Origin of the sequence: Kitasatospora sp. NPDC087271 (genome assembly GCF_044744605.1) — a bacterium.
In the GTDB taxonomy this organism is placed as follows: Bacteria; Actinomycetota; Actinomycetes; order Streptomycetales; family Streptomycetaceae; genus Kitasatospora.
On the sequence record NZ_JBIUYQ010000017.1, the window covers coordinates 59,636 to 79,424 of the forward strand.

Annotated in this window: 38 protein-coding genes; 7 read left to right on the top strand and 31 right to left on the bottom strand. The window is 71.8% G+C overall.

From position 1 onward, the window contains the following. Positions 1–7 precede the first annotated feature (7 nt). Complete coding sequence (locus ACIO9K_RS25975; RefSeq protein WP_363622400.1) at positions 8–1,579, bottom strand: hypothetical protein; 1,572 nt, start codon at positions 1,577–1,579, stop codon at positions 8–10. Next, complete coding sequence (locus ACIO9K_RS25980; protein ID WP_363622398.1) at positions 1,563–2,033, bottom strand: hypothetical protein; 471 nt, start codon at positions 2,031–2,033, stop codon at positions 1,563–1,565. Before ACIO9K_RS25980 ends, ACIO9K_RS25975 begins: the two co-directional genes overlap by 17 nt. Before the next feature lie 307 nt (positions 2,034–2,340). Here ACIO9K_RS25980 and ACIO9K_RS25985 point away from each other — a divergent pair, with 307 nt between their 5' ends. After that, complete coding sequence (locus ACIO9K_RS25985; RefSeq protein ID WP_363622396.1) at positions 2,341–2,658, top strand: hypothetical protein; 318 nt, start codon at positions 2,341–2,343, stop codon at positions 2,656–2,658. A 51-nt stretch (positions 2,659–2,709) separates the two neighbouring features. On the opposite strand, the gene ACIO9K_RS25990 is transcribed toward ACIO9K_RS25985, so the two are convergent. Then, on the bottom strand, positions 2,710–2,967 hold the full coding sequence (locus ACIO9K_RS25990) for a hypothetical protein (RefSeq protein WP_363622394.1): 258 nt from the start codon (positions 2,965–2,967) through the stop codon (positions 2,710–2,712). Here ACIO9K_RS25990 and ACIO9K_RS25995 point away from each other — a divergent pair. Then, positions 2,960–3,121 carry a hypothetical protein gene (locus tag ACIO9K_RS25995; RefSeq protein ID WP_363622392.1) on the top strand — a complete coding sequence of 54 codons (162 nt, stop codon included), beginning with the start codon at positions 2,960–2,962 and terminating at the stop codon, positions 3,119–3,121. The genes ACIO9K_RS25990 and ACIO9K_RS25995 overlap by 8 nt on opposite strands. A gap of 168 nt (positions 3,122–3,289) precedes the next feature. Here ACIO9K_RS25995 and ACIO9K_RS26000 read toward each other — a convergent pair whose 3' ends face one another. The 24 genes from ACIO9K_RS26000 to ACIO9K_RS26115 form a co-directional block, all read right to left on the bottom strand. Further along, positions 3,290–3,721, bottom strand: coding sequence for a DUF6221 family protein (locus ACIO9K_RS26000; protein WP_363622390.1), 432 nt, complete (start codon positions 3,719–3,721; stop codon positions 3,290–3,292). Further along, a complete protein-coding gene (locus ACIO9K_RS26005) occupies positions 3,718–4,299 on the bottom strand; it encodes a hypothetical protein (protein ID WP_363622388.1) in 582 nt (193 codons plus the stop codon). Before ACIO9K_RS26005 ends, ACIO9K_RS26000 begins: the two co-directional genes overlap by 4 nt. A gap of 67 nt (positions 4,300–4,366) precedes the next feature. Further along, positions 4,367–5,107, bottom strand: coding sequence for a hypothetical protein (locus ACIO9K_RS26010; protein WP_363622386.1), 741 nt, complete (start codon positions 5,105–5,107; stop codon positions 4,367–4,369). Between the two features lie 49 nt (positions 5,108–5,156). Beyond that, the gene (locus tag ACIO9K_RS26015; RefSeq protein ID WP_363622384.1) at positions 5,157–5,630 is read right to left on the bottom strand and encodes a hypothetical protein; all 474 of its coding nucleotides are present in this window, start codon (positions 5,628–5,630) and stop codon (positions 5,157–5,159) included. After that, complete coding sequence (locus tag ACIO9K_RS26020; RefSeq protein WP_363622383.1) at positions 5,627–5,902, bottom strand: helix-turn-helix transcriptional regulator; 276 nt, start codon at positions 5,900–5,902, stop codon at positions 5,627–5,629. Before ACIO9K_RS26020 ends, ACIO9K_RS26015 begins: the two co-directional genes overlap by 4 nt. Next, positions 5,899–6,084: a hypothetical protein gene (locus ACIO9K_RS26025; protein ID WP_363622381.1), complete on the bottom strand. Its 186-nt coding sequence runs from the start codon at positions 6,082–6,084 to the stop codon at positions 5,899–5,901. Before ACIO9K_RS26025 ends, ACIO9K_RS26020 begins: the two co-directional genes overlap by 4 nt. After that, positions 6,081–6,356, bottom strand: coding sequence for a hypothetical protein (locus ACIO9K_RS26030; protein WP_363622379.1), 276 nt, complete (start codon positions 6,354–6,356; stop codon positions 6,081–6,083). Before ACIO9K_RS26030 ends, ACIO9K_RS26025 begins: the two co-directional genes overlap by 4 nt. Then, positions 6,353–6,556: a hypothetical protein gene (locus ACIO9K_RS26035; protein ID WP_363622377.1), complete on the bottom strand. Its 204-nt coding sequence runs from the start codon at positions 6,554–6,556 to the stop codon at positions 6,353–6,355. Before ACIO9K_RS26035 ends, ACIO9K_RS26030 begins: the two co-directional genes overlap by 4 nt. After that, a complete protein-coding gene (locus ACIO9K_RS26040) occupies positions 6,553–6,783 on the bottom strand; it encodes a hypothetical protein (protein WP_363622375.1) in 231 nt (76 codons plus the stop codon). The genes ACIO9K_RS26035 and ACIO9K_RS26040 overlap by 4 nt, the downstream gene beginning before the upstream one ends. Positions 6,784–6,844: 61 nt before the next feature. Then, positions 6,845–7,009, bottom strand: a complete 165-nt coding sequence (locus ACIO9K_RS26045) for a hypothetical protein (RefSeq protein ID WP_363622373.1) — start codon at positions 7,007–7,009, stop codon at positions 6,845–6,847. A 135-nt stretch (positions 7,010–7,144) separates the two neighbouring features. After that, complete coding sequence (locus tag ACIO9K_RS26050; protein ID WP_363622371.1) at positions 7,145–7,855, bottom strand: hypothetical protein; 711 nt, start codon at positions 7,853–7,855, stop codon at positions 7,145–7,147. A gap of 3 nt (positions 7,856–7,858) precedes the next feature. Further along, positions 7,859–8,173 (bottom strand): DUF4326 domain-containing protein, encoded by a 315-nt coding sequence (locus ACIO9K_RS26055; RefSeq protein WP_363622369.1) that lies wholly within the window; start codon positions 8,171–8,173, stop codon positions 7,859–7,861. Beyond that, positions 8,170–8,808, bottom strand: coding sequence for a hypothetical protein (locus ACIO9K_RS26060; RefSeq protein WP_363622367.1), 639 nt, complete (start codon positions 8,806–8,808; stop codon positions 8,170–8,172). Before ACIO9K_RS26060 ends, ACIO9K_RS26055 begins: the two co-directional genes overlap by 4 nt. Then, the gene (locus tag ACIO9K_RS26065) at positions 8,805–9,800 is read right to left on the bottom strand and encodes a hypothetical protein (RefSeq protein WP_363622366.1); all 996 of its coding nucleotides are present in this window, start codon (positions 9,798–9,800) and stop codon (positions 8,805–8,807) included. The genes ACIO9K_RS26060 and ACIO9K_RS26065 overlap by 4 nt, the downstream gene beginning before the upstream one ends. Positions 9,801–9,879: 79 nt before the next feature. Continuing rightward, positions 9,880–10,485, bottom strand: coding sequence for a hypothetical protein (locus ACIO9K_RS26070; protein WP_363622364.1), 606 nt, complete (start codon positions 10,483–10,485; stop codon positions 9,880–9,882). Positions 10,486–10,792: 307 nt separating this feature from the next. Continuing rightward, on the bottom strand, positions 10,793–11,002 hold the full coding sequence (locus ACIO9K_RS26075; RefSeq protein WP_363622363.1) for a hypothetical protein: 210 nt from the start codon (positions 11,000–11,002) through the stop codon (positions 10,793–10,795). A gap of 12 nt (positions 11,003–11,014) precedes the next feature. Beyond that, positions 11,015–11,449: a hypothetical protein gene (locus ACIO9K_RS26080; RefSeq protein WP_363622361.1), complete on the bottom strand. Its 435-nt coding sequence runs from the start codon at positions 11,447–11,449 to the stop codon at positions 11,015–11,017. After that, complete coding sequence (locus ACIO9K_RS26085) at positions 11,449–11,865, bottom strand: hypothetical protein (RefSeq protein WP_363622359.1); 417 nt, start codon at positions 11,863–11,865, stop codon at positions 11,449–11,451. The genes ACIO9K_RS26080 and ACIO9K_RS26085 overlap by 1 nt, the downstream gene beginning before the upstream one ends. Continuing rightward, complete coding sequence (locus ACIO9K_RS26090; protein ID WP_363622357.1) at positions 11,865–12,164, bottom strand: hypothetical protein; 300 nt, start codon at positions 12,162–12,164, stop codon at positions 11,865–11,867. The genes ACIO9K_RS26085 and ACIO9K_RS26090 overlap by 1 nt, the downstream gene beginning before the upstream one ends. Continuing rightward, positions 12,161–12,325 carry a hypothetical protein gene (locus ACIO9K_RS26095; protein WP_363622356.1) on the bottom strand — a complete coding sequence of 55 codons (165 nt, stop codon included), beginning with the start codon at positions 12,323–12,325 and terminating at the stop codon, positions 12,161–12,163. The genes ACIO9K_RS26090 and ACIO9K_RS26095 overlap by 4 nt, the downstream gene beginning before the upstream one ends. After that, the gene (locus tag ACIO9K_RS26100; protein WP_363622354.1) at positions 12,322–12,738 is read right to left on the bottom strand and encodes a hypothetical protein; all 417 of its coding nucleotides are present in this window, start codon (positions 12,736–12,738) and stop codon (positions 12,322–12,324) included. Before ACIO9K_RS26100 ends, ACIO9K_RS26095 begins: the two co-directional genes overlap by 4 nt. After that, entirely contained in the window at positions 12,735–13,103 is a 369-nt protein-coding gene (locus ACIO9K_RS26105) for a hypothetical protein (RefSeq protein ID WP_363622352.1), read from the bottom strand. Before ACIO9K_RS26105 ends, ACIO9K_RS26100 begins: the two co-directional genes overlap by 4 nt. A gap of 94 nt (positions 13,104–13,197) precedes the next feature. After that, on the bottom strand, positions 13,198–13,467 hold the full coding sequence (locus ACIO9K_RS26110; protein ID WP_363622350.1) for a helix-turn-helix domain-containing protein: 270 nt from the start codon (positions 13,465–13,467) through the stop codon (positions 13,198–13,200). Next, positions 13,464–13,679 (bottom strand): helix-turn-helix transcriptional regulator, encoded by a 216-nt coding sequence (locus tag ACIO9K_RS26115; RefSeq protein ID WP_363622348.1) that lies wholly within the window; start codon positions 13,677–13,679, stop codon positions 13,464–13,466. The genes ACIO9K_RS26110 and ACIO9K_RS26115 overlap by 4 nt, the downstream gene beginning before the upstream one ends. Before the next feature lie 186 nt (positions 13,680–13,865). Here ACIO9K_RS26115 and ACIO9K_RS26120 point away from each other — a divergent pair, with 186 nt between their 5' ends. The 3 genes from ACIO9K_RS26120 to ACIO9K_RS26130 all read left to right on the top strand — a co-directional run bounded on the left by ACIO9K_RS26120 (position 13,866) and on the right by ACIO9K_RS26130 (position 16,321). Further along, positions 13,866–14,438, top strand: coding sequence for a helix-turn-helix transcriptional regulator (locus tag ACIO9K_RS26120; RefSeq protein WP_363622346.1), 573 nt, complete (start codon positions 13,866–13,868; stop codon positions 14,436–14,438). Positions 14,439–14,561: 123 nt separating this feature from the next. After that, the gene (locus ACIO9K_RS26125) at positions 14,562–15,005 is read left to right on the top strand and encodes an ImmA/IrrE family metallo-endopeptidase (RefSeq protein WP_363622344.1); all 444 of its coding nucleotides are present in this window, start codon (positions 14,562–14,564) and stop codon (positions 15,003–15,005) included. Further along, a complete protein-coding gene (locus ACIO9K_RS26130; RefSeq protein WP_363622342.1) occupies positions 15,002–16,321 on the top strand; it encodes a site-specific integrase in 1,320 nt (439 codons plus the stop codon). Before ACIO9K_RS26125 ends, ACIO9K_RS26130 begins: the two co-directional genes overlap by 4 nt. Positions 16,322–16,558: 237 nt before the next feature. Here the strand turns inward: ACIO9K_RS26130 and ACIO9K_RS26135 are convergent, their stop codons facing one another. Continuing rightward, positions 16,559–16,816, bottom strand: coding sequence for a hypothetical protein (locus ACIO9K_RS26135; RefSeq protein ID WP_063347367.1), 258 nt, complete (start codon positions 16,814–16,816; stop codon positions 16,559–16,561). A 95-nt stretch (positions 16,817–16,911) separates the two neighbouring features. Further along, positions 16,912–17,310: an ACT domain-containing protein gene (locus ACIO9K_RS26140; RefSeq protein ID WP_363622340.1), complete on the bottom strand. Its 399-nt coding sequence runs from the start codon at positions 17,308–17,310 to the stop codon at positions 16,912–16,914. A 187-nt stretch (positions 17,311–17,497) separates the two neighbouring features. On the opposite strand from ACIO9K_RS26140, the gene ACIO9K_RS26145 reads away from it, so the two are divergent. Then, on the top strand, positions 17,498–18,154 hold the full coding sequence (locus ACIO9K_RS26145) for a PadR family transcriptional regulator (RefSeq protein WP_350885063.1): 657 nt from the start codon (positions 17,498–17,500) through the stop codon (positions 18,152–18,154). Between the two features lie 36 nt (positions 18,155–18,190). Here the strand turns inward: ACIO9K_RS26145 and ACIO9K_RS26150 are convergent, their stop codons facing one another. Beyond that, a complete protein-coding gene (locus tag ACIO9K_RS26150; protein WP_063347364.1) occupies positions 18,191–18,388 on the bottom strand; it encodes a hypothetical protein in 198 nt (65 codons plus the stop codon). A 52-nt stretch (positions 18,389–18,440) separates the two neighbouring features. Continuing rightward, complete coding sequence (locus ACIO9K_RS26155; RefSeq protein ID WP_063347363.1) at positions 18,441–18,671, bottom strand: hypothetical protein; 231 nt, start codon at positions 18,669–18,671, stop codon at positions 18,441–18,443. A 413-nt stretch (positions 18,672–19,084) separates the two neighbouring features. On the opposite strand from ACIO9K_RS26155, the gene ACIO9K_RS26160 reads away from it, so the two are divergent. Continuing rightward, on the top strand, positions 19,085–19,786 hold the full coding sequence (locus ACIO9K_RS26160) for a bifunctional DNA primase/polymerase (protein WP_363580851.1): 702 nt from the start codon (positions 19,085–19,087) through the stop codon (positions 19,784–19,786). Positions 19,787–19,789: the final 3 nt, after the last annotated feature.

Here is a 19,789-nt window from a genome sequence, read left to right on the forward strand (position 1 = left end):
CCTCCCCTCACGCGGTCCAAACCCACGACTCGGTCTCGCGGGCCAGGCCCGCCTTGATGGCGTCGCCAGCTGCCTCGTGAGCGAGGATGCTCACCACGGCAAGGTCGATCTTCTGGGCCGGGCTGGCCTTCTTGAGGACGTATCGGTCGGCCGGCCGCGCTGCCTTGCGGGCGTTCGCGACGTGCGCGCCCGCGGTCGGGCAGCCGTCGTGCCGAAAGGCGCTGTCCTTCTTCATGACGTCCGTGCGCAGGCGCTCCGCCGCGGCGTGCATCTGCACGGCCCGCTGGGTGTACCAGCGGACCACGACCTTCTCCCCGTACCGGTCCGCCCACGTGTCGACCTCGGTCTCCCAGTACGGCGGGTCGCAGTACATGCGGACGACCCGGTAGCGGCGCATCAAGTCCTGCACCGCGGCGTCGACCTCCAGGCGCGGCACCTGGCCGCCGTGCTCCGCCGGGTCCCAGATCGTCGGGAGGCGGTCCGGCCCGAACGTCGGGGTGAATTGGAAGCCGTCGAGCGTCTCAGCCCGAATGCCGCTCCAGTCGTCCACATCCGAGCCGTCGAAACCCAGCACGACCGGGGTGCCGTCGGCCGGGACCGGCCGGGCGTCGGCCCGGGCGTCCCACAGGTGCCGGTCGAGGTAGCCGGCGGTGCCAGCGACGATCCGGTTCAGGTAGAAGCGTTCGGCCTGCGCCGGGTCGCGTTCGGCGATCTCGACGAGTTCGCCGTCGATCCGGTCGATGTCCACCCAGCCGCCCGCGCCAACCGCCGAGCCGCCGTAGGCGACCCGCAGGGCTCGGTGCCGCTCCCGCTTGTTCGCCAGCGACGCTGGCGGCGGGATCCGGTGGTCGCGGTGCACGTCCGTGACTCGGGCCTCGGCTGTGCGCTGGGCCACCGACTGCTCGGACGGGTCCCACGCGTTGGTGGTCTCCACCGCCCGGCCGCCGGTGCCGGACAGGTTGCGGCGCTGGGTCTCCGCGAGCCGCCAGCCGCCGTTGGCCTCCAGCCACGAGTGCGTCTCGTCCTGCACGGCGAAGGTGATGCGCTGGCCCAGGCGGGCCCGGCCCGAGCTGGTGACCGGTTCGATCCGGCCGCCGCCCGGCACGTTGATGCGGGTTTCGCCGGTGTCCGGGATCCAGTCGGCCAGCGGCCCCTCGTCGATCATCGGGACGAGCACCCGGTACACGTTGTCGGTCTGGTCCTCGGAGGTCGCGGCAATCTGGATCCAGGGCGTCTCCCACGGCCGGCCGACCGGCTCGCCCGCGGCGTCCCAACCGGCGAAGCGGACCGGGCCGACCGCCTCGGCGCAGATCAGGGAGGCACTGAACGGGCCCTTGCCCCACTTCTGAGGCCTCACCAACTGCGAGCGCCGGTAGGCCCAAGCGGATGCCCACCGGTCGGCCGTGGCCTCCGGCCGCAGACGGTAGTGCCAGGCCAGGAGCTGCCACATCTCGTCGGTCAGCAGGTACGGCTCGCCGATCCGGTCGCCGTCGGGGATGACGCAGTGAGCCTCGATCCACTCGCCGACCGTCCAGCCCAACGTGGGGAACTCGCCCGGGTACTCAGGCCCCCGCCACACCGGGGTCAACCACTCGCAGGCGCTGGCGGGCGCTGGCGGGCGCTCGCCGAGCCGCGCGGTCCTGGCGCTGTTCGGCCACCTCGTCCGGGGCGATCTCCCAGCGCAGCCGGAGCATCGCCTGGGGGTTGAGGCCCAGCCGGTCCTCCAACTGCCTTGCTTCGGTTGCGGCCTTGGTGTTGCCGTTCTCGGCGAGGACGGAGAAGCGGACGAATCGGGCCGCCGCCAACGTGGCGTGCGTGCGCTCCCACATCACGGCCTGCGGAGTGGTCCACAGGTCGGCCCACAGGTCCAGTTCGCGTTCGCGCAGGGCGCCAAGGTCTTCGTCCTGGTTGATGAGCGGGGGCAGCGGGAAGCAGGGAGCCTTGCCCTGCCGACCCGCGGCGGGCAGCTGGGTCATGGCCACCGCGGCGTTGCGGCGCCGCCGTTCGGGCGCCGGCTTCGGGACCGGTCCCATTCCTCCCATGGTGATCACTCTCCAGCGCCGTTGCGGCACGTCACGGCCGGGCCGTTGCGGCTCGAACCTGGGGTCACTCTGGGTTACAGGTGTGGGGCCCCGAGGGACACCAGACCCGTACAGATTGCGAGCTGCCTCCCCCGCGGGTCCCTGGCAGATAGCCAGAGGGGGTCACCCCCCTGGGTACCGTCACCTTGGGTGACTGGCATGGGAAGCGGCTGGCGGCTGGCGGCTACTGGCTGTTCCAGCCTCCTGGCTGGTGCCTGGCTGTCTCCTTGCTGTGGCAGCTATGGCATAGACCTCGACCGTGTCTCGGGTCGTCTGGGTCGTGGCCGGCGGCGGCCAGCTCGCGGCGGGACAGCGGCCAGTGGTCGGCGTGCTGGCTTGGCTGGCCGCAGGGCTGCCCGTGGCCGTGGGCTTGGTCGGTGCACACGCACTGCGGGTCGCGCCGGAGGACACCGGGGCGGAAGCGGGTACGGTGCTGCTGGCCGTAGCCGCGCTGGGTCCGGGTGCCACGGGCGCGGTCGGCCTGGGCCTGGTGAGTGGGGCAGCGGCCGCCGGTGGTGAGGTCGGGGCAGCCGGCGACGGTGCAAACGGTGAGTACGCGACGTCTGGCCACGGTTGATCACCTGCCCTACGCTGAGCGGCCTCACTGGGGAGGTGCGGTTGTGGCAGGTCAGAAGAGTTGGCCGCGGGGGCAGTGGATCGCGGCGGGGGTGGTGACGGCCGCGATCTTCGGGTTTGCATGGTTGGTCACGGATGACGACCCCGCCCCGGCCAGCAAGTCGAGCACGACGCGGGTGTCAGCTGGTGGTGCCGGAGTTGGTGTCAGCAGCGACGCCAGCGGCAGGGCGGTGTCGAGGTTGACGGTGTCGCCTTGGCCATTCACGGTGGAGTCCGGGACGTTGCGGTGCCGGCCGGGGCGGATGGTCACCTTCGAAGCGGGTGGCGTCGAGTACGGCGTGAACGGCACGGCCCAGGCCAAGTACCCGAAGCCGGCGCCCATCTGGGCTGATGACCTGCAGCTCGGGAACGGATTGAAGGTGGACGTCAGTGCGGTGCTGTCCGCCGGTCAAGCGCTGTGCTGAATCGGCCCGCCGTGGGGAAGTTGGCGGGCTGCCGGTCTTGGATGCGGCGAGAGCCCCGCGGCGTTGGCTCGCGGGGCTCTCGGGAAGAAAAACGAGGGGCTGTCAGCGGTTTGTGGTGTCCGGGCACGCCGAACGTGGGGCAATTGTGGATCACTGGGTGGGTGCGCGTCAAGCGGTGACGTCGGGTGCCCATGCGGGCCGGTAGTCGGGGTGGTCGGCGTACGGCAGGGCGAGCAGGCGGAGCGTCGCGCAGGGGTAGGCGTGTTCGGGGAACTGGGGAGGCTCGCAGGATCGGCAGGCGGTAGTGGTGTCGAAGCACCGGGCGCCCGCCCCTCCTCGCAGCGTGAGGGGGCCATGCAGGTCCAGCAGGCGCCGCTTGGCGTCGACCTCGGCCATCACCCGCGCCGGATCGTGGCGAGCAATGTGACTGGCCACGTTTCGATCATCCGTGCCGATGGTCTCGGTTCCGATCTCAATCGTTGCCGATGCCACAAGCGTCCAGTCCAGGCGGTTGCCGGATCCCGCCCAGAGTACGGCGAGGGCCTCTCGCTCGTCCTCGTCGAGACGGGCGCGGATGAACGCGATCAGGTCGGTGTTCATGCGCTCATCCTCTCGCGGATCGGCTTGCAAATCTGGGTGATCCGGCTGGGGTCGGTGCCGACGATGGTGGCAAGTTGGCTGCGGTCGACCTGTCCGGCTCGGAGCCGGCGGATCAGGGTGTCTCGCTCGCGGACCGCGTTCTCGCCGTCGGCGACTCGCTGAACGGCCCGGGCGAGGTGCGTGAGTGCGCTCACGCCGAGGGAGCTGTCATTGTCGGGAATGGGCTGCCAGTCGGTGAGGGTGCTCACGGCCTGGGCCCGGTGGCGCTGGGCGTCGACGTCGCCGAGGAGGCAGTCAGGGACCGCGCTGAGGACGATCCGGGTGGGTCCGGGCTGCGGGGTGATGACGTCCGTGAGCGCGGTCCGGCCGTCAGTGAGGATGCTCACGCGGCCGGTGGCGTAGGTGTAGTGGGGCGCGTCGGTGGCGCCGCCGGGGGCGCTGACCTCGACGGTGACGTGCTGGGTGCCGTCGGCCGTGGTGGTGATGTCCCAGATGGTGGCGTATCCGTGGACGGCCCAGGGGCCGGCGATTCCGTGGAGTTCGGCAGCGTGCCAGGCGCCGATGGTGAGGGTGTTCACGTGGTGTTCTCCGGGTGGGTGAGGGCGCTCACGAGCGGGTGGTGAGCGCCCTCACAAACGGGCGGGTTCAGGCGACGTTGAGGCCGCGCAGGAGGTTGGCGCCGGTCCAGGACGCGCCGCACTCGCCCTGACACCAGATCGTGAAGTCGCCGTCGGTCCGGGTGTAGGTCAGGCCGCCTTCGCAGGCTCGGCAGGTCTGGCCGAGCGGGGTGGGGTCGGTGTCGGCCTCGGGTTCACCAAGTGCGCGGTCGATGCGGCGCCGGGCGGCGGCGGCGACCTGGCCGATCCGAGCGTGCTGGTTGTCGGAGAGCGGCCGGAACGGGCCGTCGGTGGCCTCGATGCGGTCGGCGAGCCAGCGGGCCGCGAGGGCACCGTTCCGGACGGCCATGTTGAACTTCCAGCGGCGGGGGTCGGCGGCGTCGCGGGCGCTCATCATGGCGACCGAGCGGGCGATCTCGTCGGCCGGGCTGGCGGAGCGGGCGGTGAACGCGGGCCGCTGGATGCTGCCCGCAATCTCGTCGGCCAGCGCGAGGAGTTCGCCCTCCAGCTCGGTGATCGTGTCCAAGATCGGGACCCGGAGCGGCGCCGGCCGGACGCCGGGGGCGAGGGCGGTCCGCTCGGCGCGCTCGGCCGCGGCCTGCTGGTCGACAACCTCGATCCCGTCGAGGGCGTCGTCGAGGTCCCGCTGGTGGTCGGACATCCGGCCCGCCGGCGGCCACGTGCGCGGCGTCTGGGCCTCCAGCAGCTCGCGCAGGTCGGTCCAGCGGTCGGCAATGTGGGTGAGGTCGGTGTGGGCGGTGCTGGTCATGGGTGGCTCCAGGTACGTCAGGCGGGCTGGTGATGGGCGCCAGAGGGGATCAGGCGTGCGCGGACGAGGTCGGAACCGGTCGCCCGGCGGCGCGGGCCTTGAGGAGTTCGTCGCGCTGGCTCTGGATGACCTGCTCGTAGTCGGCGGCGCGGGCTTCAGCCTTTCCACCTTGGTCGTCTCCCCGCAGCTCGGTGAAGGTGAGGCCGCGGATGGTGGCGTACTTCTCCGTCGTGGTGTGGCCGTCCCACTGGGCGCGCGGGTCGGTCGGGTCGACGTGTTCGACGTGGGTGTAGAGGTCGGCGTCACGGGGGTGGATGTGCCAGGACAGCTGCTGGCCGCCGACGGTGACGTACAGGAGCTGCCAGCCGGGCTCGTCGATGTCGGTGGCAGGCGCAATGACGGCGGGGTGGATGGTGGCGAGCCACGCGGTGAGGTGGGCGCGTTCACGGTAGGCGCCGTCGCGGTCGGCCTCGGCGGTACGCAGTTGAGCAGCGAGTTGCTGCTCGCGGGCGCTGGGGATCATGTGACGCTCCTGGTGGCGATGGGGTGGACGACGGTGATCTCGCTGGGGTCGAGTTGCTCGGTGGCGATGCCGAGGGCGACGGCGTGGGCCCGGTCGACGGCGCCGAGCTTGCGGTAGATGCGGTAGATGTGCGTGTTGACGGTGTTCCGGGAGACGTACAGGTGGCGTGCGGCCTGGTCGGTGGTTCGGCCGTTGGCGAGGAGTCGGAGGACTCGCAGTTCGGAGCGGGTGAGCGGGGTGCCAGGGAGGGTGGTGATGGCGGTGTCGGTCATCGTTGGCGTTCCCACTGGAGTTCGAGGACGGCGATCTGGGTGTCGACGTACTGCTCGGTGAGGGGTGGTGGCACGTAGATGCGGACGTGGGCGCTGGTGGGGTGGTGGCTGATGCGGTGGATCCACCAGAGGCCGACGGTGGCGGCGGGTCCGCAGGTGGCGAGGACGGTCCAAGGGGTCATTCGGCGCCGCCTTCGACGTCCCTGTAGAGCGCGTAGCCGCTACGACGGGGCCGTCCGTCGCGGGTGGTCGGGCTGTCGTGGAGCTGGGTGAGCTTGACGTTCCGGGGCCGCACTTCCCGGCCGGTGGTGGTGAGGGTGACGACGCTGGCTGTGCCCTGTCCCCAGCAGCCGGCACCGTACGGGATGACGCCTTTGATGAGGATGCGAGTGGGTCGGTCGGCGGGGTGGTGGCGGCCACTGAGGGACTGGTAGATCTGGCCGGGCTTGATCATTTCTGGTCTCCGTTCGGTTCGGGCTGGTTGTCGCGGCCGTGGGGGTGGAGGGCGATGAGGGTGGCCGCCTGGCCGGCGCCGGCCACGAGGCGGATGTACTCGCGCTCGGTCGCGGCGGTGACGGTGACGCCGCAGCAGCCGCAGGTGAACTCGGCGCGGTCCCAGCCCTGCTGGCTGGCGGGCGGCGGGGTGCCGGTCACCGGATGCCCACCACCATCGCGGCGGTCTGCTCGATGACGTCGTTGATGTGGTGGTCGATGTCGTCGCCGGGCTGGTTGATCTTGCTGCCTCGGATGCGGCGGGCCGCCTTGGCGAGGAGCGCGGTGCGGTAGTCGTCGACCAGCCGCTCGACGCGGGCCCGGGCGTCGGCGTACTCGGGGCTGGCGGGGTCCTCCCCGGCGAGGAGGGTGGTGCGGGCGTTGGTCATGGTGGGTTCTCCGTGGTGGGTGTGTGTGGCGGCCGGTGGGTGTCGGCCGCCAGGGGGGTTGTCAGGTGGTGGCGGTGTTGAAGGCGGTGTCCTGTTCGGCGAGGATCTCGGCGCGGTAGATGTCGAGGAGTCGCGTGGCCTCGTGCTCGGGAAGGCCTAGTACGTCGGCGTCCCACTCGGTGGGGTCGCAGAGGGCGGTGAGGAGCTGTTCGCGGGTGGTGGGCATGACGGTGGCTCCTGTGGTTGGTGTGACGGCCCGCCTGGGGCCTTCGGGAGTTCGGGTGGCACCCTGGGCCGGCGCGGCCGTTGGTGGTCCGGTCCTGGCCGCGCACGGGGCCGTCAGGTCGTGGCTGTGGGGCTGTCAGGCGGGCTGTGTGGCGCCGCTGGGAGCGGCCTGGGAGGCGGCGAAGCGCTCGCGGAGGTCGGCGCCGTTCTGGAGGAAGACGAGGACCATCTCCGCGTCCGCGTCCTTGCCGTGTCCCAGGATCAGCTCGGAGACGTGGTCGGCGGCCTGGCGGTAGCCGGCAGCCTTGGCGGTGGCCAGTTCGACCTCCAACGCCCGGATGCGTTCGTCCTGGGTGCGGGCGTGCTCGAAGACGCGGTCTCGGTCCTGCTCGACGCTGGTGACGGTGCGGCGCCAGGTGGCGTTCTCGTCGTGGAGGAGGCTGGCGCGGCGGCGGGCGGAGTGCCAGGCGGTGCGGTAGCGGTCGCGCTCGGCCTCCAGTTCCCGGACCCGGGCGAGCAGAGCGGGCACGTCCTGCCGGGCAGCAGCGATGAACTCGGCGTCCGGGTGCTCGATTCCGACGATGTCCTTGCGGTAGATGTCCTTCGACCAGGCTGCGACCTCGTAGGTGACCATCTCGTTGGCGGGGTACATGAGGTGGTCGCGGGCAAAGCGGGGCTGGGCGCCCTGCATGCCCCAGCGTTCGAAGTCCATGACGGTCAGGCCGCCGTGGTGAGGGGTCTGGAGGCGAAGGTGGCGGCTCTCGGTGTTGCCACGCCATCGCCACGGTCCAGGGGTGGCCGCGTCGAGCCGGGCCTGGATGGCGTCGAGGCCGAGGGGCTCGGTCATGGGTCAGGCCTCCTGGGCGGGCTGGTTGGCGAGTTCGAGCAGGACGTCGGCGTGGCAGAGCTGGCTGAGGGCGCATCGGCAGGCGAGGTCGTGGCCGGCCAACTCGGCGCGGGCGGCGGCGGCCGGGTCGGGTTTCTTCGGCATGGGACTGATCTCCTGGTCGTCGTGGTCGGTAGGCGGGATCGGGGTGATCTGCCAGCCCGCGTCGGCGAGGGCCCGCAGGACGTGGCGGGCGATGGCCTCGGGGGCGGCGGGGCGGAGTTGGTGGGCGTCGAGCACGGCAGAGCGGATGGTCTGCGCGGCGGCGGGCGGAATCACGCGGCGGCCTGCTTAGCGAGCCAGTTGTCGAGGCGGCTGGGGTGGCTGCCGCCGGTGATCGGTCCGCCGCTCGGCCGGGTGCACCGTTGACCGGCGCGGGCGCGGCAGGTCGGTACAGGGCAGGCGATTGCCCACTCGGGCCGGCGTGGGTGCCGGAACTGTGCGAGCTGGGTGCGCGCGTGGTCGGGAATGTAGGTCGCCGACGTGTCGCGTTCCGGGGGCATGTGCCCGATTCCCGCGATCAGTTCGGCGACTGCAACCGGCGGTCCCTCGGCGATGGCGTACGCGGCGGGTGCGGCGCGCCCGACGGCGACGGCACGTCGGGTGGCGCCGAGCTCGGCGCACCACTCGGTGACGCGGTCCGGGTCGACGGCGGGCGTCGGATCGGTGTGCCGGCCAAGCCTCGCCCGGGTTCCCGCGCTCCAGCGGGTCGCAATGTCCGCGGGAAGGATCGGCCACTGGGAGACGCGGTAGTGCTGGTAAGCGAACTGCAGCGCGGCCTCGTACGGGACGTCAGCGAGGATGCCGGCCCACATCGTGGCCTGTGCCCGTCGCTCCGTCCCGTCGTCGCGGCGGATGCGTGGGTCCGCGAGGGCGATCTCGGCGATCAACTTCGGGATCAACTCGGGGTTCATCGAGTTCCGTTCTGCCGCATCTCGTTGGCGATGGCGGCCATGTCGGCGAGGTAGTCAGCCGTTCGGCTGGGGCCGCCGAGGTCGCCAAGTGCGGTCGGCGGGCCATTGACGGACAGAGCGAGCCACTGCGGGAGGAAGTACCGGGCGCTGTAGGGGGTGTCGCGGCTGGCTCGCCAGATGCGTGCGGCGTGCTCGACCAGGACCGGCGCGCCAACGGCCGCCAGTTGCGCGGCGAGCGCGCGTTTTTCGTCTTCGGAGAGCGGCCAGGACACGGTCATTCCGCGGGAGCGCATCGAGTCGATCAGCGGGCCGATGTCGACCGCGTCCTCCACTGCGTTGCCACGCAGGGCGGGCAGCCGGTCGTCGGCCTCGCGCGCGGGGTGGTAGTGGATCTGGTCCCTACCGTAGGTAGGTAGGTCCTGGTACCCCCCCGCCGGGGACGCTGTCCGGATAGCGTCCGGGGACGCTATCCGGGGGCGTCCGGGGACGCTATCCGGGACGGTGGGAAGCGTCCGGGGACGCTGTCCGGAACCCCCGGCGGGGACGCTGTCCGGAACCCCCGCCGGGGACGCTGTCCGGAGGTGCTCCTCGATGGCCTTGGCCTTCTCGGCCGCGCGCGCCTTGCGCTGCCGAGTGTCGGTGTAGTGGTGGAGGTGCTGGTCCCAGTTGGGCCGGGCCACCGGCAGCACCAGGCGGTAGACGGCTGTCGCGTTCGGGCGACGTCGCTTGGTCACCATGCCGACGCCCTCCAGCACCCGGAGCGCCCGGGTCACCGACTCCGCCGTGCACCCGGCCAGAACGGCCAGCGTCTCCCTGGCGGGGAACGCGTTGGTCCCGTCGGCGTCGGCGTAGGTGGCGAGCCACACCCCAACCCGCGCGACCGCTGCCAGGTCGCGGCTGCCGACCCGCAGCACCTCCGCGCGCAGCACGTTCGTCCAGGCGTTGCGGACCGTCTGGGTCCGGTCGCCCTGGGCGGTGTGGGTGGTGCTCAAGGGGTGCTCTCCGGTGGGTTGGTCGCCCGGAACGGGCGGAGTCGAGTCCGGCCCGCCCCGGGCCGCTCTGGATGGTGGGTCAGGCGGCGGCCGGACGCGGCTCGCGGAGGGAACGGCCGCAGGCGCATCGCAGGCCGCCCTCGGGAGTGGCCTCCAGGTACTTCCACCGGTGGAAGGGGCACGGATCGGGCAGGCCGCCACCGGGCGGATGCTGGACGATCGCGGCGCGCGGGTTGTACGGGCCACCCATGGCCCGGACGGGGTGGAGGTCGAGGCACGCGAGGCACTGACCGACGGTGCCGGGCGGGATGGCCTGGCTCAGTCGGTCGGAGCGGGAGCCGGGGCAGATCGCCGGCGGGGCGAGGTCCCGAGGGGTGAACACGAGGACCCTGCCGTCCGGTCCGTTCGGTTCCTGGCCGGCGCCGACCGCGCGGCCGTCGCACGGCCCGCACACGGTCGCGCCGGTGGGCAGGTCCTCGCGGGACAAGAAGTGGTCGTCGAAGACAGTCCCCGTGCACCACAGCTGGTAGACCGTCCGGCCGGATCCGTACCGGACTCCGGAACGAACCCGGTGCCAGCGGGTCATCCGTTCGGTGCGGACGTAGCGCGGACCGTCGGCGAGGGGTACGGCGTCGGGGCCGTGCAGACCGAGGCTGCTGATGGGCGGGAGCAGGCGAACCGTCATGAGGGCGTCCTCCTGGGACTGGTAGCGCGGGTGCGTGCCTCGCCTGCGGTGGCGGCCTGGGCGAGGCGGTACTGCTGGGGGGTGCTGCGGCGCTTGCCGGAGGCGATCGCGCGGGCGTCGGTGAGCGCGCTGGCAGACTGCGGAGTCGGCAGGCGCTGAGGGGTGTAACCAGGGCCGGGCGGCGGCTCGGGCCGCCCGGCTTCAGCGGCGGGGGTGTGATCCGGGCAACGCGAGCCGACGGCGTACGGTCGACCGCTCCGCCCGCAGTGGCTGCCCTGGTCGGGCAGCCACTGGCTGCACGAGCTGGTCACCTTCGGCGCCAGGCCGGCGGCAGGGCGACGAGCGCCTGGTCGACTTCCTCACCGACCGGGACCCCGACGAGGTCCAGGTCGGTGAGGAGCTTGAGGGCCGCGTTGATGACCATCGGCTGCCCGCTCGACAGTCCGACCGCGATGTGCTCGACCACCGTGCGGCGCAGGGCATCGGCCAGTACGGGGTCGGTCTGGGGAGCGGGCATCAGGTCCTCCGGTCAGAAGGGCGGTTCGGAGCTGTACTCGGGCTCGGCCCAGCCGCACCAGCGGCGGGCGGCCCAACGCGGCACCGGGACTGTTAGGACGGGGTCGCGGTAGGGCCAGGGCTCCCAGCAGTGGCAGGCGGCCGGCTCGTACGGCCCGTCCTCGTCGCCGCCGGTCTCGACCTCACCGCTGCCGCCGCAGGTGCGGCAGCCCGGGCGCGGGGTGTCCTCCAGCCGCAGGTGCGGCTGGGGCCAGTCGCGGTAGCGCAACCGCAGGCGGGCCCGGGGCGGCAGGGGCACGAGGAACCAGCCGGCGCCGTTCGACCGGACCAGTTCCAGAGCGGGCCGCGGGTCGTCGCAGCGCACGATCCTCAACGGCGCCCGGGTGAGTACCCTGCGGAGCTCGGTCCGAACGATGTCCCACGCGGTGTCAGGCTGGGAGGAGTTCATCAGGCGGCCTCCGTCCGGTCGATGGCGCGCACGTCCGCGAGGGCCTGGGCGTAGGTGGCGCACCACGGCCGGCAGTACTGCCGCTCCGCGCCGTCCACCGTGGCCATCTCCCAGCCTTCGGGCCAGGGGTCAGCCGCTGCGGTCCCGCAGCCCGGGATGCTGCAGGGCGCCGGGACTGCGAGGATCCGCACCGTGCTGGCGCTCTCGCCGACCATGCCGCCGTTCCACGCCTGTGCGCGCCGGTTGCTCGCCGGCTTGTTCGCCGCCCGGGTGTTGGCGTCGTCCCTGCACGCCTGGCGGCAGTCCTCGCACAGCGGCACGCCGCGGTACCGGTGCTGCCGGTAGCCCTTCATCGTTCCGTGGGCGATGTCCGCGGCGACGCCCTTCACGCTCTGATTGGTGAGCCGCGCGGCCATCAGGAGCCGCCTTCCTGGGCGGAGTTCTCCAGCACGGCGATGCGGGCCCGCGCGGCGGCGAGCTCGTCGGCGATGGTGCGGTCCGCCTTGGCGGTCTTCGCGATGTCGTCGCGCCAGCGCTGCACCTCGGCAAGGACGCGGTCCGCGATCGCCAACATGTCGTCCGCGGACATCTTGTCGTCCCGGTAGAGGGTGAACTGGTCACCACGGAGCCCGCCGGGGTGAATGTGCAGGGTGCCGCGGGCGTCGTGCGTGTCCACGTACGCGCGCTTCGTCCACCAGGTAGTAGTCGTACTCATCGGGTACTGCCCTTCGGGAAGTTGGTGCGGCGGGCCGCGCGGATGCGGCGGCGGTGGGCACGGCGGCGGATCCGGTCCGGGTCCCAGTGCCGGAGCGCGAGCGCGGTCACCGGGACGGTGAGGACCAGGACCAGCACGGCGCCGAACTCGGGAATGCTCACCAGCCACCACCGAGCTGCTGCTGGCGGAGCAGCCACTCGGCATAGCCGCGGGCGTCGGTGGGAGTCGACCAGGTCTTGGACCGGCGGCGCCCGTCCTCGACCCAGCAGACCCTCCACTTCTTCGGCGCGACCTTGCGCACCGACACCACCCGGATCTGGCCGGGATGTCCGGGTTCGCTCGGGATCCTCGCCCGCAGAGCGTCGACCTCGTCCTCCGCCTCGTCGAGCACGTTCTCGAGGTCGTCGATCTCACCAACCAGCTCGCGGATGACCGGGGCGAACTTCGCCAGCCAGACGGCGGCGCTGGCGCGCTCGGTGTCCGCCCACTCGGCGCTCTCGGGCAGCATCGTCGAGAGGTCGAGCGCGCGGATCTTGTCGAGGCGCTGGTCGCTCATCAGGTTGTGGCTGTTCACGCCGGCACCGCCGTCCGGACCAGGGCGGGCACGACGGCGACCAGCTGCACAGAGACGTTCTGCACGGTCGACGTGACGGTCCATCGGATCTCGTGCAGCCCCCGGGCCGAGGTGGTCGCGGCGTCGGGGAGGTGGCGGCGCCAGCGGTCGAGGTCCCGCAGGGCGAGCGGGCCGGTGAACTCGGCCGCGAGACTGCCGGTGGGGTCGATGGTCCACCAGGGCGCTGCCAGGCCGGAGGTCAGCGCGCGGTTCGTCAGGTGCAGCGCGACGTACATCGCGGCGGTCTGGGCCTGCAGCTCCAAGACGGTCGCGTGCGGCTCGTAGTGTCCGAGGTTGGCCAGGGGGGTGGTAGTAGGCTGCTTCACGCGGCCCTACCTCCTTCTGTGAGTGCTTGATCGGTGGGCCGGGGCCGTCCCTGGAGTCCAAGCCGGGGCGGCCCGACCCATGTCTGTGGGTGGGTCAGGCGGCGGCGGGCTGGCGGCGCTGTGCGCGGCGCGGCTCGACGGCCTGGCGGGTGGGGTCGAGGGCGAGGTTCGACCGGGAATCAGCCGCCTCGTGCTCCCTGAGCCATGCCTTGAGGGCGACAAGGCGGTACATGCGTCGGCCGCCGAGACGGAAGGACGGCGGCCCCTGCCGTCGGTCGTTGAGGCAGTACAGGGCGCGCGGAGTCCGCTTGATGTAGGCAGCCGCCTCGTTATGCGACAGGAAGGGCGAGTCCACCTCGCTCATGACTTCTTCTCCACTTCTTCTTTGATGATCAGCTCCACCTCGACATGAAGTTCGGCGGCAATGAGCTGGATCACTTCCGGCTGAGCCCCACTGAGCCCGCGCTCGATGCGCGACAGGTGCGAGGGGGAGATTCCGGCTCGCTGCGCGAAGGAGTTCAGGCCGTGACCCATTCGTTCGCGCAGGCGCCGAATGTTCGGTCCGTCTGCTTGCACAACAGGAACCGTAGATGCAGTGGACGAGAAGCGCAAGAAGCAATGAGAAGTAGAGAGGAAGTCAAAGGAGGCGGGCGTGACGTTGGCGGGAACCTGACTGCGTGCAGTTGCACGCCCTCTGCAAGACTGTTGCCTATCGTTGCCTTGCAGGAAGAGCGCGCCGAGCAGTCAAGGGAGATCGGGACCGTGGAGCAGGACTGGAAGCACCTCGGTCGGTGCATCAAGCGCGACCGCATGCGCAAGGGGTGGCGACAGCCCGAGCTGGCCAACCAATCCGGGCTGACAGTGAGAACGATCAGCACGTACGAGACGGGGGCAGTGCCAGCCAGTGCGCCGGAGATCCCCGCTGGCTATCTGGCGGTCGGTCGAGCACTTCTGTGGCCCCCCGACGGCGTCGATCGGGCACTGGCCGGCCAAGACCCCAGCACTTTCAGCGCACCAGCGAACGCGCTCGCCGCCGTGACCCCATCCCACGGTGCTGCCCCCGGAGATCTGTTCCCCGCGGTGGGACGCTTCGCCCGCGCTGCGGTGGCGGCGGGCGGCGACCCCGTGCTACGTGACCTTCTGGAGGATGTCGCAGACCGGCTGCTGCAGTCGATCCCCCAGCGCGGCACGCCCGCGGCACAGGGCTCCTACGGTCTTGCCGCGTACCGGCCGCACGCCTGGGCCGAGGGCGACCCTGGCGTTCCGGGCGACGATGCAGCTCGGATCCAGCAGGCCATCGAGGAGCACGAGCGCGGGCGCCGCGAACAGCCGTAACTCCCCGGCATACCCGCGACACGCGTGACTTAACGTGGCTAAATCCTCACACGTCCTCACGCGCATATGCCAGAATCTCCGCACCGGCATGCCTCCCACACGTCAGGACTCAGGGGGAGAGGCATGCCCGGAGCCGTCGGCACTGTCGCCGAGGTAGCGCAGCAGTACGACCCGCACGCCGAGCTGGACCGGATGGGCATACCCGTCGTCCGGCAGTGGCTGAGGGACACCTGGGGAGCGTGGTCCCCCGAGCATCGCATCGTCGTCGTCGCCCAGGGGATCAGCCCGGTTGAGGAGCGGTGCGTCCTCGCGCACGAGATCGAGCACATCCTGGCTGGCGACGTTGGCTGCGGTGGCGCGACCAGCGTGCGGGCCGAGCGCCTCGCCGATTTGCGGGCCGCCCGCAAGCTCATCGGGCTGTCCGACTTCTGCGCCGCCCGGCAATGGGCCGCGAGCCCTGCCGAACTTGCCGCCGAACTCGGTGTCACTGGTTGGATCCTGAAGACCCGCGCGATTGATCTTGAGGGGGGTGCCCAGTGGCTGGGTACATCGAAGATCGTTGGATGAACAAACGGCCCAACCCGGAGACGGGGAAGCGGGAGCGAACTTCCTTGTGGGGCAAGGGGAAGCGATACAAGGTGGCCGGCATCCCCGGAGTCCGGGACCGCTCGTTCGCTGGCCTCGAGGACGCGAAGAAATGGCTGCGCGAGGCTGCCACGGACAGCACCCGCGGCAACCTCTACGACCCCCGCAACGGGGAGATCACGCTGCGGGAGTACGTCGAGACCCACTGGTGGCCGAGTCTGCGGAAACCGCCGAACACCCGGTCGTCCATGCGGCCGCGGATCTGGAACCACATCCTGCCGCACCTGGGCGAACAGCCGCTGATCCGCATCGGCGACGAGCAGATCAGGTGGTGGGTGACCCAGGCCGAGCGAGCGATCGACGTCGGTACCATCCGGACCACCTGGAAGCACTTCTCTGCGATCATGCAGGCCGCATTCAAAGCCAAGAGAATCCCCGAGAACCCCTTTCGGGACCCCGAGTTGCGGCCGCCGAAGGCGCCGGAGAGCAATGCGAAGGCGTGGCCGCTGGCCACTGTCCTCGCGGTACGTGAGGCGCTGGCACCCCGATACCGGATCCTTCCCGACCTGGCCGTTGGTGCCGGCCTACGGCAGGGCGAGGCCTTCGGGTTTAGCCCGGAGGACATCGTCGGCCAGGAGATCCACGTTGTACGGCAGGTGCTCAAGATCGACGGCAAGCTGGCGTTCGGGCCGCCGAAGGGCAACAAAATCCGGCTGACGGCCTGTCCGCCTGGCCTGGCCGATCGGGTGGCCGCCTACGCCGCCGAGTTCCCGGCGGTCGAGGTCACTCTGCCCTGGGTCGACCCGGACAGGCCGAACCTGCCCTGGGCGGAACGGCCGTTGAAGACCGTGCGCCTCCTGGTGACAACCGCCAGGGTCAGTGGGAAGGGCGGCGGCGCGATCAACCGGACAACGTGGGATGAGAAGGCGTGGAAGCCGGCGCTCGTCAAGGCCGGCGTGATTCCGGAGCCGAAGCGTGAGCAGGTCCAGGGCGCGAAGGTGGTGTGGACGAGGGTGTCGTGGAAGATGGACCGCTCTGACGGATTTCATGTCCTGCGGCACACGTTCGCCTCAGTCGTCCTCCAGGCGGGCGAGACCGTGACGACCCTGGCGGCGTGGCTTGGCCACAGCGACCCTGCGTTCACGCTCCGGACGTACGTGCACTTCCTGCCGGAGGCTGGGCGGCAGGCACTGTCGGCCCTCGGCCGGTGGATCGCGCCGATGCCTTCCCCGGCCGAGACGCTCCCCGGAGAGAGTCCCGGAAACGGATCTCCCCAACCGCTCCCCAGGGTTGCCTAGTCGGCTTCGTCCCTGCGACGTTTCCCCAGGTCACCTCTCCTGAATGTCTCTCCGGACGGGGGAATAGGGCCTGTACCCGGCGTACAGGCCGACTCTTCCGCCGCCCCAGCTCGACTGAGGCCCCCTGATCTGCGAAACCGCAGGTCAGGGGGCCTTTTTCGTGAGGCCGCCCCAGTCGTGCGAGCACCTGGGGAGACAGAACCGGGGGTACAGGCCGACTGCTCCGCCCGCCCGCCGTTACGCGGGGCGGGCGCCGACGGCGTCGCGGATCTGGTCGCCGAGGCCGCCGTTGACGCGGGCGCAGTTGGCGCAGCAGAAGAAGCGGCCGGCCACTTCGACGCCGTGGCCGACGATGCGGACCTGGCACTGCTCGCAGCGCGGCGCGAGCTTCTCCATCGCGCACTCGAAGCTGTCGAAGGTGTAGGTGTCGCCGGTGATGGTCTTGATCTCGAAGGCGAGCCAGTAGTCGTTGCCGCAGGTGACGCAGGTGGCCATGGCGGCCGTCTCCTTCCGGTGGGGGCCGGCCGGGTGGCCGGGCAGCCGTTCCCAGTGTCGGAGGGCCCTGCGGGGGCGGCCACTCGACGGCGTCGTCAGGCGGGCCGGGCGGCCAGTTCCTCCAGGGCCCGGACGGCGCGGTCGGCGTCGTCGGCGGTGACGAACAGGTGGTCGTGGTGGAAGCCGGCCACCACGTTGCAGCTGATCCCCTCGTCGGCGAGGCGCCCGGCGACGGCCGCGGTGAGGCCGACGGCCTCCAGGGCGGAGTGGATCTGCAGGGTGATCCAGGCCGCCACGTACTCGTAGCGCAGCCCGAGCGCGTCGGCCTCCTCCTGGGTGACGACGACCGTGACCCCTTCGGGTTCGGCGACGGTCACCACCGGCCGCATGCCCGCGGGCACCTTGGCGGGCAGCGTGCAGTAGACGTACCGCCCCGGGTTGAGCAGCGGGCGCATCCCGTGCAGCAGCTTCGCGAGGTCTCGTTCACCGGCCATGCCCGTCACCGTAGCGGGCGGACGGGGCCTGGGTGGCGGGGTGGGGTGCCGATGCGCCGTTCGTGTCGGAATCCGTTGACGAGCGACAGTCGCCGATATATCGTCGAGCTATCGAGACAGTAACTCGACTGGCTCGGTGAACGAGGAGGTGAGCGCCGTGCGCTCAGGAAACCGAGGAAATCCGGGAATGCGGTTCAGCGGCGAGGGTCCGCGCGGTGGCTGGCGCCGCGGGCCGGGGCCGGACTTCGAAGGGCGGGAGTTCGAGGGCCGGGAGGCCTTCGGCGGCTTCGGCCCGCCGCCGTTCGGCGGCGGCGGGCCCGGGCGGCCGATGGGCGGTCCGTTCGGGCACGGCTTCGGCGGGCACGGCGGGCGCCGGGGCGGCCCGCACGGGCGGCGCGGCGGCCGGGCGCGGCGCGGGGACGTCAGGGCCTCGCTGCTGGCGCTGCTCAAGGAACGGCCGATGCACGGCTACGAGATGATCGCCGAGATCTCCGAGCGGACGGGTGGGGCCTGGCGGCCGAGCCCGGGCTCGATCTACCCCAACCTCCAACTGCTGGAGGAGGAGGGCCTGATCACCGCGGAGGAGGTCGGCGGCAAGCGGCTGGTATCGCTCACCGAGGCGGGCCGGGCCGAGGCCGAGGCGGGGCCCGCCGAGCCGTGGGCGGAGGCCGGCCGGGAGGTCGACTGGGAGGCCGTCCAGGAGGTCGGCCAGGCGCTGGCCGCGGTCGACCAGGCGATCCGCCAGGTGATGGCGACGGGCACCGAGGCGCAGCGTGCCAAGGGCCTGGTGGTGCTCACCGAGGCGCGCAAGAAGCTGTACCTGATCCTCGCCGAGGAGGACTGACCGCCGTGGGGGGCTGGGCACAGGCGGTGCGGCTGCTCAGGGGTGGACCGTGAACAGGGCCACGCAGGCGAGCAGCAGCACCGCCCAGCCGAACCAGAGCCAGCCGTTCGGGCCGATCACCACGGTGTAGACGCAGACCGCCACCAGCAGCGCACCGGTGACGCCGGCGACCTGCCGGTTGTGGTGCGCGACCGCCTGGGGGCGGCTGCGGGGGTGCCGTGCCGTTCTCGCCATGCCGTCCTCCCGGGGAGGCTGGGGGCGGCGGCCGGTGCGGGCGGCGCGGCCGTCAGCCGGACGCGCGGGCGGTGGCCGCCTCGTCGAACTCGTAGCGCCAGTGCCAGCTGATGCCCCGCACCTGCTTGGACCGGACGTACACCAGTGTGCGCGCGGGGGAGTCGCCGTGCGCGGGGACGGGCACCTTGTAGGTCTTCGGCACGCCGAACATCGGCCCCAGCGGGATGGGGAGGATGCGGCCGTCCAGGGGGCCGCCGACGAATTCGGTGTCCGCGCTCTTCACCCCACCAGGGTCTCACCTCCGCACGGGTGACCGGCGCACCCGCCCGAGCCCTCCGGCCGGGTGCGGGGAGTGTGACCGGAGAGGCACCGCCCCCGGTCATCCGGAGGCCCCGCGCACCCTTATCCTTCCTGTTACGCCCCCGGGGTTCACCCGGGTCAGCGGGCCCCGTACGGGCCGGGCGGGGCGCGGATCCGCGCGCCCTCCGGCCGACCTGGCGCGGACAGCGTGCTGCCGCGACTGCGTACCGTGACCCGGGCGTCGGCCCTCCGGTGACCCCGGTTCCCGGTCGGCAGGGCGTGGACAGCAGGGCCGAGCACCGCCCCGGGAAGCAGCGGGGGGCGCTGTGCGTTGCGTCGGAGTGGTACGTCGAACGCTGTGCCGCACCAGGTACGGCAGTGCGCGGAAGGGGCCCGATGGAAGCCGGCGGCAGGTGGACGACCTGGTGGCAGAAGCGTGAGCGTCAGCGGGCCCGGTCGGGTGAGGTGGACGGCCCCGCCGCCCGGCTCGATCAGCTGCTCGGCGCGGTGCGCGCCGGATTCCCGCTCGCGCCGGCCGCGCATCCGGCCGGCTACCGCTGTTCCTGCGACCGGGTGGCCTGTCCGGCGCCCGCCCAGCACCCGGTCTCCTTCGCCTGGCAGACCCAGGCCACGACCGACCCCGAGCAACTCGCCCGCTGGCTCGCCCGCGATCCGCAGACCAACTTCATCACCGCCACCGGCCGCGCCCACGACGTCCTGGACGTCCCGGTCGAGGCCGGCCGGCTGGCCCTGGAGCGGCTGACCGAGCGGGGCGTCGAGGGCCCGGTCGCCGCCGTCGGCGAGGACCGCTACCTGTTCTTCACCGCCACCCGGGGCACCCCGCAGGACGAGGACGAGTGGTGGCCGAGCGTCCTCGACTCCACCCCGGACACCATGTCCGAGCACCCCGGCCTGCGCTGGCACTGCCGCGGCTCGTACACCCTGCTGCCGCCGGCCGCGCTGCCGGACGGCTCGCAGGTGCGGTGGCTGCGCGGGCCCGAGCAGCCGCTGCCGGACCCGCTGCGCGTCCTGGACGTGCTCACCGACGCCTGCACCGAGGTGGGCGCCGTCGCCGAGGAGCAGTGGCTCATCGGCTGAACC